Origin of the sequence: Pseudomonas sp. NFACC08-1 (assembly GCF_900106735.1) — a bacterium.
Taxonomy (GTDB): Bacteria; Pseudomonadota; Gammaproteobacteria; order Pseudomonadales; family Pseudomonadaceae; genus Aquipseudomonas; species Aquipseudomonas fluorescens_Q.
Map to the genome: position 1 here is coordinate 348,404 of NZ_FNNL01000006.1, position 12,724 is coordinate 361,127.

16 protein-coding genes are annotated in these 12,724 nt (G+C 60.7%); 1 reads left to right on the forward strand and 15 read right to left on the reverse strand.

Going from position 1 to position 12,724, the window contains the following annotated elements:
- The 14 genes from BLU76_RS15400 to trmJ form a co-directional block, all read right to left on the reverse strand.
- Positions 1-1,020: a RodZ domain-containing protein gene (locus BLU76_RS15400; protein ID WP_092223322.1), complete on the reverse strand. Its 1,020-nt coding sequence runs from the start codon at positions 1,018-1,020 to the stop codon at positions 1-3.
- Positions 1,020-1,778, reverse strand: coding sequence for a type IV pilus biogenesis/stability protein PilW (pilW, locus tag BLU76_RS15405; protein ID WP_063322851.1), 759 nt, complete (start codon positions 1,776-1,778; stop codon positions 1,020-1,022). Before pilW ends, BLU76_RS15400 begins: the two co-directional genes overlap by 1 nt.
- A 12-nt stretch (positions 1,779-1,790) precedes the next feature.
- Entirely contained in the window at positions 1,791-2,939 is a 1,149-nt protein-coding gene (rlmN, locus tag BLU76_RS15410; protein ID WP_063322852.1) for a dual-specificity RNA methyltransferase RlmN, read from the reverse strand.
- A gap of 28 nt (positions 2,940-2,967) precedes the next feature.
- Positions 2,968-3,393 (reverse strand): nucleoside-diphosphate kinase, encoded by a 426-nt coding sequence (gene ndk, locus BLU76_RS15415; protein ID WP_063322853.1) that lies wholly within the window; start codon positions 3,391-3,393, stop codon positions 2,968-2,970.
- Between the two features lie 92 nt (positions 3,394-3,485).
- On the reverse strand, positions 3,486-3,686 hold the full coding sequence (gene iscX / locus BLU76_RS15420; protein WP_092223324.1) for a Fe-S cluster assembly protein IscX: 201 nt from the start codon (positions 3,684-3,686) through the stop codon (positions 3,486-3,488).
- A 14-nt stretch (positions 3,687-3,700) separates the two neighbouring features.
- Positions 3,701-4,042 carry an ISC system 2Fe-2S type ferredoxin gene (gene fdx, locus BLU76_RS15425; protein WP_025212005.1) on the reverse strand — a complete coding sequence of 114 codons (342 nt, stop codon included), beginning with the start codon at positions 4,040-4,042 and terminating at the stop codon, positions 3,701-3,703.
- Between the two features lie 3 nt (positions 4,043-4,045).
- Positions 4,046-5,908 carry a Fe-S protein assembly chaperone HscA gene (hscA, locus tag BLU76_RS15430; RefSeq protein WP_092223326.1) on the reverse strand — a complete coding sequence of 621 codons (1,863 nt, stop codon included), beginning with the start codon at positions 5,906-5,908 and terminating at the stop codon, positions 4,046-4,048.
- Positions 5,909-5,958: 50 nt separating this feature from the next.
- Positions 5,959-6,480: a co-chaperone HscB gene (hscB, locus tag BLU76_RS15435; RefSeq protein ID WP_092223328.1), complete on the reverse strand. Its 522-nt coding sequence runs from the start codon at positions 6,478-6,480 to the stop codon at positions 5,959-5,961.
- Between the two features lie 8 nt (positions 6,481-6,488).
- The gene (iscA, locus tag BLU76_RS15440) at positions 6,489-6,812 is read right to left on the reverse strand and encodes an iron-sulfur cluster assembly protein IscA (RefSeq protein ID WP_030139597.1); all 324 of its coding nucleotides are present in this window, start codon (positions 6,810-6,812) and stop codon (positions 6,489-6,491) included.
- 24 nt (positions 6,813-6,836) lie between these two features.
- On the reverse strand, positions 6,837-7,223 hold the full coding sequence (iscU, locus tag BLU76_RS15445; RefSeq protein WP_003185157.1) for a Fe-S cluster assembly scaffold IscU: 387 nt from the start codon (positions 7,221-7,223) through the stop codon (positions 6,837-6,839).
- 43 nt (positions 7,224-7,266) lie between these two features.
- The gene (locus BLU76_RS15450) at positions 7,267-8,481 is read right to left on the reverse strand and encodes an IscS subfamily cysteine desulfurase (protein ID WP_063322856.1); all 1,215 of its coding nucleotides are present in this window, start codon (positions 8,479-8,481) and stop codon (positions 7,267-7,269) included.
- A 50-nt stretch (positions 8,482-8,531) separates the two neighbouring features.
- On the reverse strand, positions 8,532-9,023 hold the full coding sequence (gene iscR, locus BLU76_RS15455; protein ID WP_003185160.1) for a Fe-S cluster assembly transcriptional regulator IscR: 492 nt from the start codon (positions 9,021-9,023) through the stop codon (positions 8,532-8,534).
- Between the two features lie 263 nt (positions 9,024-9,286).
- Entirely contained in the window at positions 9,287-10,063 is a 777-nt protein-coding gene (cysE, locus tag BLU76_RS15460; protein WP_072346750.1) for a serine O-acetyltransferase, read from the reverse strand.
- Position 10,064: 1 nt separating this feature from the next.
- On the reverse strand, positions 10,065-10,835 hold the full coding sequence (gene trmJ, locus BLU76_RS15465) for a tRNA (cytosine(32)/uridine(32)-2'-O)-methyltransferase TrmJ (protein ID WP_038856918.1): 771 nt from the start codon (positions 10,833-10,835) through the stop codon (positions 10,065-10,067).
- Between the two features lie 144 nt (positions 10,836-10,979).
- Here trmJ and suhB point away from each other — a divergent pair, with 144 nt between their 5' ends.
- Positions 10,980-11,798, forward strand: a complete 819-nt coding sequence (gene suhB, locus BLU76_RS15470) for a type III secretion system regulator SuhB (protein ID WP_003185165.1) — start codon at positions 10,980-10,982, stop codon at positions 11,796-11,798.
- Between the two features lie 310 nt (positions 11,799-12,108).
- Here suhB and BLU76_RS15475 read toward each other — a convergent pair whose 3' ends face one another.
- Positions 12,109-12,657 carry a glycine zipper 2TM domain-containing protein gene (locus tag BLU76_RS15475; RefSeq protein ID WP_003197986.1) on the reverse strand — a complete coding sequence of 183 codons (549 nt, stop codon included), beginning with the start codon at positions 12,655-12,657 and terminating at the stop codon, positions 12,109-12,111.
- Positions 12,658-12,724 lie beyond the last annotated feature (67 nt).

The following is a 12,724-nucleotide window of genomic DNA, read 5'->3' on the forward strand; positions in this document are numbered from 1 at the left end:
TTATTGACCCAACTTCAGGCGAGCGGTCTCGCCACTGGTGAACGGAGCGATGTCGACCGGCTGGCCGTTGTAGCTGACCTGCGCGCCACGGGCATAACCCAGGCGTACGGCAAACGGCGGCTTGCCATTGACGGCAGTGCTGTCGCCCTTGCGCTTGAGGCCACTGAACAGCACCTTGCCGTTGCCGTCGGTGATCTGCGTCCAGCAGTCGGCGACAAACTGGATCTGCACCTGGCCTTCACCTGCGACTGGCGCCGGGGTCGGGGCCGCCGGAGCTGCCGGAACAACTGGCGCGGCTGGCGCAGCGTGGGTCGCAGGCGCAGCCGCGGTTGGCGCTGGCGTGCTCGGTGCGGCAGGTGCCGTGGCAATCGGTGCAGCCGGCGCTGCTGGTGCAACTGGCGCAGGGGCTGGAGCAGCCGGCTCGGCACCCGCTTCGGCATTGGCGTCCTGGTCCTGTGGCAACGCCAGGGCGGTCTCGCCTTCGGCCTGGCCTTCGACGACAGCCTGGTCTTCCGGCTCGTCCAGCGGATGGATCTGGGTGGTGCCGTCGGCGCCTTCGACCTCAACGTGCTCAGGGTTCATGGCGACCGGCTCCTTGTTGCGCAAGGAAGCCTGGTCCTGCCACCAGACAAAACCGCCACCAATCACCGCGATCAGCAACAACAGGCTGACGATTCGCAAAATGGTGTGGGAAACGCGAACCGGCTCCTCGATGCGCCCCAGGCTGTGCACATTGCTGCCCTGGGCATCGGAACCGGTGTATTGATCGAATTGCTGGACCAGCACGGTCTGGTCCATGCCGAGCAACTTGGCATAGGCGCGGATATAGCCCCGGGCAAAGGTATGCCCAGGCAGCTTGTCGAACGCGCCCGCTTCCAGATTGCCGAGGGAGGCCACGGTGAGATTGAGCTTGAGGGCCACTTCGGCCAGCGACCAACCATTGCTTTCGCGGGCTTGACGCAGGGTCTCACCAGGATTTACGCGAGTCGCTGCTACAACTTCGGGATGCGCCGCTTTCATCATTGCTCCGACAGGTATTGCTGATATTCCGGCGTACCGGGATAGAGTCTTTTGAGTTGCAGGCCGTAACTTGCAGCCTTGTCGCGATCTTCAAACACATGTGCCAGCCGAACGCCGAGCAATAGACTACGTGCATTTTGCTCACTCAGCAGGCTAAAACGCTCGTAGTAGTCACGGGCGGGCACATAATGCCTGTCTTCGTAGGACAACTCAGCCATTTCCAGCAGCGCCCGCGGTTGCTGGCGGTTGAGCCGCAGCGCCTTTTCCAGTTGCTGGCGGGCCAGGTCGCGCTGGCCGAGCTGCGCTGCCGTCATGCCGAGGTTTTCGAAAACCCGCGAACGCTCAGGGTAAAGGGTGTCGGCGGCAGCCTGCTCGAAGCGCTCGTAGGCGTCCTTGTAGCGTTTCTGCTCGAAAAGAAAACTGCCGTAGTTGTTCAGGATCCGCGCGTCTTGCGGGCGGGCAGACAGCGCCTTGCGAAAATGCTGGTCGGCCAGCTCCGGCTCCATCTCGGCCTGGAACACCAGGGCCAGGGCCGCATTGGCATCCGGGTCGGAGTCGTCCAGTTCCAGGGCTTTCTTGAGCGGCACCTTGGCCCGTTCGGTCATGCCCTGCTGCAGGTAGCCAATGCCCAGCTGCACGTAGGCCACACGCGCCTCGTCGCGCCCTTTGCTGGTCCTCATCGGGTTGTAGTCACCCGACAGGACACAACCGGAACAAAGGCCGGCCAACAGCAAAACGAGCGCGAAGCGCAGGGACATAGAGTTCCTCTCTTAGTGACTGTTCGCAGCGTTTTGCACCGCATCGTCCGTGGCGTTCAACTCACGCACGGCAATGTAGCGTTCGCTGCGACGGGTGCGATCCAGCACCTGTCCTACCAATTGGCCACAGGCGGCGTCGATGTCTTCGCCGCGAGTGGTGCGCACGGTGACGTTGAAGCCAGCGTGGTGAAGCTGATCCTGGAAGCGACGAATCGCGTTGTTGCTCGGACGCTCGTAACCGGAATGCGGGAACGGATTGAACGGGATCAGGTTGATCTTGCACGGGATGTTCTTGAGCAGCTCGATCATCTCGACCGCGTGTTCGACCTTGTCGTTCACATCCTTGAGCAGCGTGTACTCGATGGTCAGCACGCGTTTTTCGCCCAGGGACGACATGTAGCGCTGGCACGACTCGAGCAGCATCTTAAGCGGATATTTCTTGTTGATCGGCACCAATTGGTTACGCAATGCGTCATTGGGTGCGTGCAGCGACAACGCCAGGGAGACGTCGATGTGCTTGGCCAGCTCATCGATCATCGGCACCACGCCGGAAGTGGACAGGGTCACGCGGCGCTTGGAGATGCCGTAGCCCAAGTCGTCCATCATCAGGTGCATGGCGGAAACGACGTTGTCGAAATTCAGCAGCGGCTCACCCATGCCCATCATCACCACGTTGGTGATGGCACGGTCGACGGTCGCCGGGACACTGCCAAAGGATTTGTTGGCAATCCACACCTGGCCGATCACTTCGGCGGCGGTGAGGTTGCTATTGAAGCCTTGCTTGCCGGTGGAGCAGAAACTGCAATCCAGGGCACAGCCTGCCTGGGACGAAACGCACAAGGTGCCGCGTTTGCCCTGGGGAATGTAGACGGTCTCGACGCAGCTGCCGGACGCCACGCGCACCACCCACTTACGGGTGCCGTCGCTGGAAATGTCCTGGCTGACCACTTCGGGGCCGCGAATCTCGGCCACAGCCTTGAGCTTTTCGCGCAGGGCCTTGCCGACATTCGTCATGGCGTCGAAGTCGTCGACGCCAAAGTGGTGAATCCATTTCATCACCTGACCGGCACGGAAACGCTTCTCCCCGATCGAGTCGAAGAATTTCTCCATTTCCGGCTGGGTCAGCCCCAGCAGATTGGTTTTAACAGTCGATGTAGTCATGGATTCACCTTCACTCTTAAGCCAATGCTTAGCGAGTGGTTACTTCAGTAGCAGCGAAAAAGTAAGCGATTTCGCGAGCAGCAGCGGCTTCGGAGTCCGAACCGTGAACGGCGTTGGCGTCGATGGACTCGGCGAAGTCAGCACGGATGGTGCCGGCAGCAGCTTCTTTAGGGTTGGTAGCGCCCATCAGCTCACGGTTGCGAGCGATAGCGTTTTCGCCTTCGAGCACCTGGACGACAACCGGACCGGAAGTCATGAAGGCCACCAGCTCACCGAAGAAACCGCGCTCGCTGTGCTCAGCGTAGAAGCCTTCGGCTTCAGCCTTGGACAGTTGCTTCATTTTCGAAGCTACAACGCGCAGGCCAGCGTCTTCGAAACGGGTAACGATCTTGCCGATCACGTTTTTAGCAACGGCGTCAGGCTTGATGATGGAGAAAGTACGTTGAACAGCCATGGTGTAACTCCAGAAACGGTAATTTGCGAAAAATTAAACCCGCGAATTATACGCGGGTTCTTGGGTATTGCCTAACTGCGTACGGTGCAGACTCAGTCCGCCTCTTCGATCCAGGCGGCTTGAATGGCTTCCAGCACCTTCTCACCACCGCGGGTCGGATCATCGCTGAACTCCGGCAATTCCAGCACCCACTTGTGCAGATCGACGAAGTTCACGTAACGGGGGTCTACATCTGGCTTGGATTCAACCAGCTGGATTGCGATTTCCAGTACATCAACCCATTTCAGACTCATTGTAGCTCCCTGAATCAGTGCGGCGCTTCGGCGGCGTGGTTAAGCGAGTATCTTGGGATCTCGATGGTCAGGTCCTCAGTGCCGACAATCGCCTGGCAGGCCAGACGCGATTGCGCTTCCAGGCCCCAGGCCCGGTCGAGGAAGTCTTCTTCGAGCTCGTCCGCCTCTTCCAGCGAATCGAAGCCTTCACGAACGATGCAATGACAGGTCGTGCATGCACAGACACCGCCACAGGCACTTTCCATCTCGATGTGATGCTCATGAGCCAGTTCAAGAATGGACGTCCCGGGCTCAGCCTCCACGACCATACCCTCCGGGCAGAACTTCTCGTGGGGCAAAAAAATCACCTGCGGCATCAGTTATTCCTCGATTTCATTCAGGTTGCGCCCCGCCAGGGCGGCTTTCACCGTCGAGTCCAGGCGGCGGGCAGCAAAGGCATCGGTGACGTGCGACAGACGCTTGGTCTGCTGCTCGATGGCATAGCCATCGGTGCCTTTGATCAATTCGGACAATTCCTGCATTTGCAGCTCGATGACCATGCGTTCTTCAGCGTCGAGCAAACGGTCGCCGTCTGCCTCCAGGGCACCTTGCACGGCTTCGATCAGGCGCTGGGCGTCGACCTGCTGCTCGCGCAGCACCCGCGCCACCTTGTCGTCGCTGGCATGCTGGAAGGAATCCTTGAGCATCTTGGCGATTTCACCGTCGGTCAGGCCGTAGGACGGCTTGACCTGGATGCTCGCCTCCACGCCCGAACCCAGTTCGCGGGCGGAGACGTTGAGCAAGCCGTCGGCATCGACCTGGAAGGTCACGCGAATCTTCGCCGCCCCGGCGACCATGGCCGGGATGCCGCGCAGTTCGAAGCGCGCCAGGGAACGGCAGTCGCTGATCAGTTCACGCTCGCCTTGCAGCACGTGGACCATCATGGCCGACTGGCCGTCTTTATAGGTGGTGAAGTCCTGGGCGCGGGCAACCGGGATGGTGGTGTTGCGTGGAATCACCTTCTCCATCAGGCCGCCCATGGTTTCCAGGCCCAGGGACAACGGAATCACGTCGAGCAACAGCAGTTCGCCGCCGTCGCGCTTGTTGCCGGCCAGGGTATCGGCCTGGATCGCGGCGCCGATGGCGACCACCTGGTCCGGGTCGATTTCAGTCAGCGGCTGGCGGCCAAAGGCCTCGGCAACGGCTTCGCGAACCCGAGGCACGCGGGTCGAACCACCGACCATGACCACGGCCTTGACGTCTTCGAGCTCCACGCCGGAATCGCGCACGGCACGGCGGCAGGCCTTGAGGCTGCGGGCGACCATGGGCTCGATCAGGGCATCGAAGGCTTCGCGGGTCAGCGTGGCTTTCCAGTCGCCATAAGCGACTTCAACGGTGGCGGCGTCGGTCAAGGCTTCCTTGGCGGCGCAGGCGGTTTGCAGCAGGTGGCGTTGCGCACCTGGGTCGAGGTCGGCGGACAAGCCCGCTTGCTCGATGATCCAGCCGGCGATGGCGTGGTCGAAGTCATCGCCGCCCAGGGCACTGTCGCCACCGGTGGCCAAGACTTCGAAAACACCGCCGGTCAGGCGCAAGATCGAAATATCGAAAGTACCGCCACCCAAGTCGTAGATGGCAACCAGGCCTTCGGCATGCTGGTCCAGGCCATAAGCGACCGCAGCGGCCGTCGGCTCGTTGAGCAGGCGCAGCACGTTCAGGCCGGCGAGCTTGGCGGCATCCTTGGTGGCTTGGCGCTGGGCGTCGTCGAAATAGGCCGGCACGGTGATGACCGCACCGACCAACTCACCACCCAATGCTGCTTCGGCGCGCTGGCGCAACACCTTGAGGATGTCAGCGGAAACCTCGACCGGGCTTTTCGGGCCCTGCACGGTTTCGATGAACGGCATGTGGGATTCGCCGCCAACGAAGCGGTACGGCAGTTGGTCACCCAATTGCTTGACGTCGGACAGACCACGACCCATCAAGCGCTTGACCGAGACGATGGTGTTCAACGGATCGGTGGCGGCGGCCAGCTTCGCGGACTCGCCCACTTCAACGTGATCGGCGTGATAGCGCACGGCGGACGGCAGGATCACCCGTCCCTGCTCGTCGGCCAGCGGTTCGGAAAGACCGCTGCGCAAGGCAGCTACCAGGGAGTTGGTGGTACCCAAGTCGATCCCGACAGCCAGGCGACGCTGGTGCGGTTGTGGACTTTGGCCGGGTTCGGCGATCTGCAGTAGGGCCATCGTAATCAGGACTTATCTGTAATCAGGCGTGCGACCGGAGCGGCACTGGGTTAATCGTCGAGGCGCTCTTCTAGCTGGCGCACTTCGTAGGTGAGCTTGTCGAGGAACTGCATGCGCCGCATCAGGCGTTCGGCCTGTTCGCGTTGCGCGGCATCGTTCCAGCAGGCTGCGAAGCTTTCGTTCAGTGTTTGCTGGGCGTCTTTCAAGCGTCGCTTGAATACCGCGACACCGGCCAGATCGGCGCTGTCCTGCAGGTCTTCGAGCTCTTCGCGCCATTGCATCTGCTGCAAAAGAAACTCGGGATCGTGGACCGTGACCTCCAGCGGCAACTCATGGCCACTGATGGCAAGCAGGTAACGTGCGCGCTTGGCCGGGTTCTTGAGCGTCTGGTAAGCCTCGTTGAGGTTCGCCGACTGCTCGAGCGCCCGCCGCTGCTCAGCCTCGGAGCCGTCGGCAAAACGGTCCGGATGAACACCACGGGCCAATTCCAGATATCGCGCCGACAACTGATCGAGATCCAGCTGGAAAGCAGGCTGCAACTGGAACAACGCAAAATGACAAGGAGTACCCACAAGCTGCCTCAGATGTTGAAGCTTTCGCCGCAGCCACACTCACCGCGCACGTTGGGGTTGTTGAACTTGAAGCCTTCGTTCAACCCTTCCTTGACGAAATCCAGCTCGGTGCCGTCCAGGTACGTCAGGCTTTTCGGGTCGATGATCACTTTCTGACCATGACTTTCGAACACCTGATCGTCTTCGCCCACTTCGTCGACGAATTCCAGTACATAGGCGAGGCCAGAACAGCCCGTGGTGCGAACACCCAGGCGGATACCCTCGCCCTTGCCACGCCCCGCGAGGGAACGCTGCACATGCTTAGCTGCCGCTTCTGTCATCTGGATAGCCATGAAAACTCCTTACCAATGCGCGGATCAGATCAAGCCTTTCTTCTGCTTGTAGTCGCGAACGGCGGCCTTGATGGCGTCTTCGGCGAGTACCGAGCAGTGGATCTTCACTGGCGGCAGGGCCAGTTCTTCGGCCAGCTGGGTGTTCTTGATGGTTTCGGCTTCATCAAGGGTCTTGCCCTTCATCCACTCGGTGGCCAGGGAGCTGGACGCGATGGCGGAACCGCAACCGTAGGTCTTGAACTTGGCATCTTCGATGATGCCTTGCTCGTTGACCTTGATCTGCAGACGCATCACGTCGCCGCACGCCGGCGCGCCGACCATGCCGGTGCCGACATCAGGATCCTGCGCGTCCATCTTGCCGACGTTGCGCGGGTTCTCGTAGTGGTCGATGACCTTTTCGCTATATGCCATTTGCTTCAATCCTCATCAGTGAGTCGCTCTGGTGGCGACTTCTTCAGTGCGCCGCCCACTCGATTTTCGAAATGTCGACGCCGTCTTTGTACATGTCCCACAGCGGCGACAGAGCGCGCAGCTTGGTAACGGCCTCGCAGACTTTCTGCGCGGCGTAATCGATTTCTTCTTCGGTGGTGAAACGGCCGAAGGTAAAGCGAATGGAGCTGTGGGCCAGTTCGTCGTTGCGGCCCAGGGCGCGCAGTACGTACGAAGGCTCAAGCGACGCCGAGGTGCACGCCGAACCGGACGACACGGCCAGATCCTTGAGCGCCATGATCAGCGACTCACCTTCAACGTAGTTGAAGCTCAGGTTCAGGTTGTGCGGTACGCGGGCGATCATGCTGCCGTTGACGTAGAGTTCTTCCAGATGCTCGACCTGCTTGAAGAAGCGGTCGCTCAGGGCCTTGATGCGTACGTTCTCGGCGGCCATGTCTTCCTTGGCCACGCGGAAGGCTTCGCCCATGCCGACGATCTGGTGGGTCGCCAGGGTGCCGGAACGCATGCCGCGCTCGTGACCGCCGCCGTGCATGGTCGCTTCGAGGCGAACACGCGGCTTGCGGCTGACGTACAGCGCGCCGATGCCTTTAGGGCCATAGGTCTTGTGGGCCGAAAACGACATCAGGTCGACTTTCAGCTTGGACAGGTCGATGTCGACCTTGCCGGTGGACTGGGCCGCGTCGACGTGGAACAGGATGCCCTTGGAACGGGTCAGTTCGCCGATGGCGGCGATGTCGTTGACGGTGCCGATTTCGTTGTTCACGTGCATGATCGAAACTAGGATGGTGTCGTCGCGCAGGGCGGCTTCAACCATGGCCGGGGTGATGATGCCGTCTTCACCGGGCTCGATGTAGGTGACTTCGAAGCCTTCACGCTCCAGTTGGCGCATGGTGTCCAAGACAGCCTTGTGCTCGATCTTGGAGGTGATCAGGTGCTTGCCCTTGGTGTGGTAGAAATGCGCGACACCCTTGATTGCCAGGTTGTCGGATTCAGTGGCACCGGAGGTCCAGACGATTTCACGCGGGTCGGCGTTGACCAGGTCAGCGACCTGGCGACGGGCGTTTTCGACCGACTCTTCGGCCTTCCAGCCAAACACGTGGGAACGGGACGCCGGGTTACCGAAGTTTCCGTCGACCAGCAGGCATTCACTCATTTTTTGCGCAACACGCGGATCAACCGGGGTGGTCGCAGAGTAATCAAGGTAAATCGGCAATTTCATGGACTCTCTCCTAAATCAGGCTGGCTGGCGTTCCGCGTGCTCTGCGGCAGTCATTCGACGGCGGACGCTTCAATCTTGTCCAGGTGCGGCGCCTTGCTATTGCAACGACGCTGGTCCTGACGCTGGGCTACTTCTTGCACCTCACGACGAGTTACAAGGTCAGCCAAGCTGATACCGCTTAGAAATTCGTGAATCTGCAGGCTGAGGTCGCACCACAAGTGGTGGGTCAGGCAAGTATCGCCGCCATGGCAATCGCCAAGGCCCTGGCATTTGGTCGCATCGACCGATTCGTTCACCGCATCGATCACCTGGGCGACCTGGATGCCCTGCATGTCCCGCGACAGCTGGTAGCCGCCGCCTGGGCCGCGAACGCTGGAAACCAGGTTGCTACGGCGCAGCTTGGCGAACAGCTGTTCAAGGTAGGACAGGGAAATGCCCTGGCGCTCGGAGATATCGGCCAGGGACACCGGCCCGTGCTGCGCATGCAATGCCAGATCCAGCATTGCGGTCACGGCGTATCGGCCTTTTGTAGTCAGTCGCATGGACAATTACCACGGAGTTCGGAATGGGGGCGAGTATGCAATTCCCGAGTATTTAAGTCAAGTATAAGACCTAGTGCTTTACTCAGGTTTACCCGCGAAAGAGCGCGCGCATGATAGCAAAGGCTGGTCGGCGGCGACCAGCGATACCGCGTTATCGTTTATCGCGAGCAAGCTCGCTCCCACAGGGATCTGTGGTGTACACGAATTGTGCACCCACCAAAACCCCCTGTGTGCGAGCTTGCTCGCGATGAGGCCTGCCGGGTTTAGCTGGCCTGGCTCTGATCCTTGTCCTTCACACACGCGAAATCTTCCTCGCGCAGCTCAGGCAGGTCCTTGGCACAGTAATTACTGCCCAGATCCTTCAGGGCCCCGCACATCCCCTCCAGGCGCCCATCGACGGCCTGCAGGTGATCGAGCAACTGGTTGATGGCGCGGGCGACCGGGTCGGGCATGTCTTCGCCGACACCGTAGGCGTCGAAGCCGATCTTCTCGGCCATGGCCTTGCGGCGCGCGTCCTGCTCGTCATCGGACTTGACGATGATCCGCCCCGGAATACCCACCACGGTCGCGCCAGGCGGCACGGCCTTGGTTACGACCGCATTGGAGCCGACTTTCGCCCCCGCCCCCACCGTGAACGGCCCGAGCACCTTGGCGCCGGCACCGACTACCACGCCGTCTTCCAGGGTCGGGTGGCGCTTGCCTTTGTTCCAGCTGGTGCCACCGAGGGTCACGCCCTGGTACAGGGTCACGTCGTCGCCGATCTCGGCGGTTTCGCCGATGACGATGCCCATGCCATGGTCGATGAAGAACCGACGGCCGACCTTGGCGCCCGGATGGATCTCGATCCCGGTCAACCAGCGCCCGAAGTTCGAGACCAGCCGCGCCAGCCATTTCCAGCCCATGTTCCACAAGGCACCGGACAGGCGGTGGATCCAGATCGCGTGCATCCCCGGGTAGCAGGTCAGCACTTCAAAGGCATTGCGCGCCGCCGGGTCACGATGGAAAACACTTTGGATATCTTCACGCAAACGTTCGAACATTTTATTTCTTCCGCTTAATCAGCTCGCCACGGGCCGCCTTCTGGGTTTCCGTGAGGATGCCGCGCAATATATTCATCTCCGCCCGGCTGACCGAGCTTCGTCCGTACAACCGACGCAGGCGCGCCATCAAGTGTCGCGGCTTTTCCGGGTCGAGGAACTCGATGTCCACCAGGGTCTGCTCCAGGTGTTCATAGAACCGTTCCAGTTCGTCCATGGTCGCCAGTGTCTCACTGCGCGGCGACGTGACCTCGGTTTTTTCGACTTTGCTGGGCTTGCCTTCGGCTGCCAGCCAAGCCATGCGCACTTCATAGCTCAACACCTGCACCGCCGCCCCCAGGTTCAGGGAACTGAACTCGGGGTCGGAAGGGATATGCACGTGAAAGTGACATCGCTGCAGCTCGTCGTTGGTCAGGCCGGAATCTTCACGACCGAACACCAGGGCGATCTCAAAGCCTTGGGCGGCCTCCTCGACCACTTTGGTGCCGCATTCGCGGGGGTCGAGCAGCGGCCAGGGGATACGGCGGTCGCGGGCGCTGGTGCCGAGCACCAGGTTGCAACCCACCAGGGCATCCTCAAGAGTGGCGACGACTTGAGCGTTGGCCAGGATGTCACCGGCACCGGAAGCCCGGGCGTCAGCCTCGTGATGGGGAAACAGACGCGGTTCGACCAGCACCAGGCGCGACAGGCCCATGTTCTTCATGGCCCGCGCAGCTCCGCCGATGTTACCCGGATGGCTGGTATTGACCAGGACGACACGAATGTTCTGCAACAAGGGGGGCGCTCTCGAACACGATAAAGGGAGCAAATCTTACAGAAGCACCTACCGTTAAGCTATGAAAGCGAACACCAACCTTCTCCTCGGAAAACTTTCTGATAGAATGCGCGGCTTTCTTTAACAACCTTAGGTGACACATCCATGCAGCCCATGCTGAATATCGCGCTGCGCGCCGCCCGCAGCGCCAGTGAACTGATCTTCCGCTCCATCGAGCGCCTGGATACCATCAAGGTCGATGAAAAAGACGCCAAGGACTACGTGTCCGAGGTCGATCGCGCCGCCGAGCAAAAGATCGTCGACGCCCTGCGCAAGGCTTATCCAAACCACTCCATCCTCGGTGAAGAGACCGGCATGCACGCCGGTACTGGCATCGAAGGCGAAGAGTACCTGTGGATCATCGATCCGCTGGACGGCACCACCAACTTCCTGCGCGGCATTCCTCATTTCGCTGTCAGCATCGCCTGCAAATACCGTGGCCGCCTGGAACACGCCGTTGTGCTGGACCCGGTTCGCCAGGAAGAATTCACCGCCAGCCGTGGCCGTGGCGCCCAACTGAACGGTCGTCGCCTGCGCGTCAGCGGCCGCACCAGCCTGGACGGCGCCCTGCTGGGTACCGGCTTCCCGTTCCGTGATGACCAGATGGACAACCTGGACAACTACCTGGGCATGTTCCGCGCCCTGGTCGGCCAGACCGCCGGCATCCGCCGCGCCGGCGCTGCGAGCCTGGACCTGGCTTATGTAGCCGCTGGCCGTTTCGATGCGTTCTGGGAATCGGGCCTGTCCGAATGGGACATGGCTGCTGGCGCCCTGCTGATCCAGGAAGCCGGTGGCTTGGTGAGCGACTTCACCGGCGGCCACGACTTCCTTGAAAAAGGCCACATCGTTGCCGGCAACACCAAATGCTTCAAGGCTGTGCTGACTGCTATCCAGCCGCACTTGCCGGCTTCGTTGAAGCGTTAAGCAACTCGGCTACAGAAAAGGCACCTTTCGGGGTGCTTTTTTTATGCCTGCCCCACACCACTCAGCCCAGATGAATACCCCGTGGCGAGGGAGCTTGCTCCCGCTGGGCTGCGCAGCAGACCCAAGATCTTGCGGTCGCTGCGCAACCGAGCGGGAGCAAGCTCCCTCGCCACAATGGATGACACCCTGAACATTGATGGAAGCTGACCCACCGCTATCGCGAGCAATCTCCCACAGGGGATTTGGGGTGGGGCTTAAAATGCGGGCGAAAAAAAAGCACCCCGAAGGGTGCTTTTTCATAGCGACTGGATCACTGAGCCGGTTCGTTCTGCCCCAGGATCAGTTGGCCTTCTTTGTTCACCGGGATCTGGTTGCCCGGGTCGCGGTCCATGCGGACTTTGCCTTCTTTGCCGTCGAGCATGTAGCGAACGTCGTAGCCTACAACCTTGTCGCTGATGTCATTGACCGTGTTGCAGCGAGTCTGGGTGGTGGTGTAGGTGTCGCGTTCCTGCATGCCTTCCTGAATCTTGTTACCGGCATAACCACCACCGGCCGCACCCGCCACGGTGGCGATTTTCTTGCCGGTGCCGCCGCCGATCTGGTTACCCAGCAAGCCACCGGCTACGGCGCCCAACACGGTGCCGGCGATCTGGTGCTGGTCCTGGACTGGCTTCTGCCGAGTCACGGTGACGTCCTTGCACACTTCACGCGGGGTCTTGATTTGGGTCTTGACCGGCTCCACGGCCAATACTTGCGCATACTCAGGGCCACTTTTTACCAAGCTGTAGGTGGCGACCGCACCACCGGCTGTTACACCGACAGCACCCAATACCGCACCAACCAGCATCGATTTGTTCACTTGAACCTCCTGACCATCACAAGCGGATTAATCCGCGCTTCTCCCAGCCTTGGAGCACAAAAAAAGG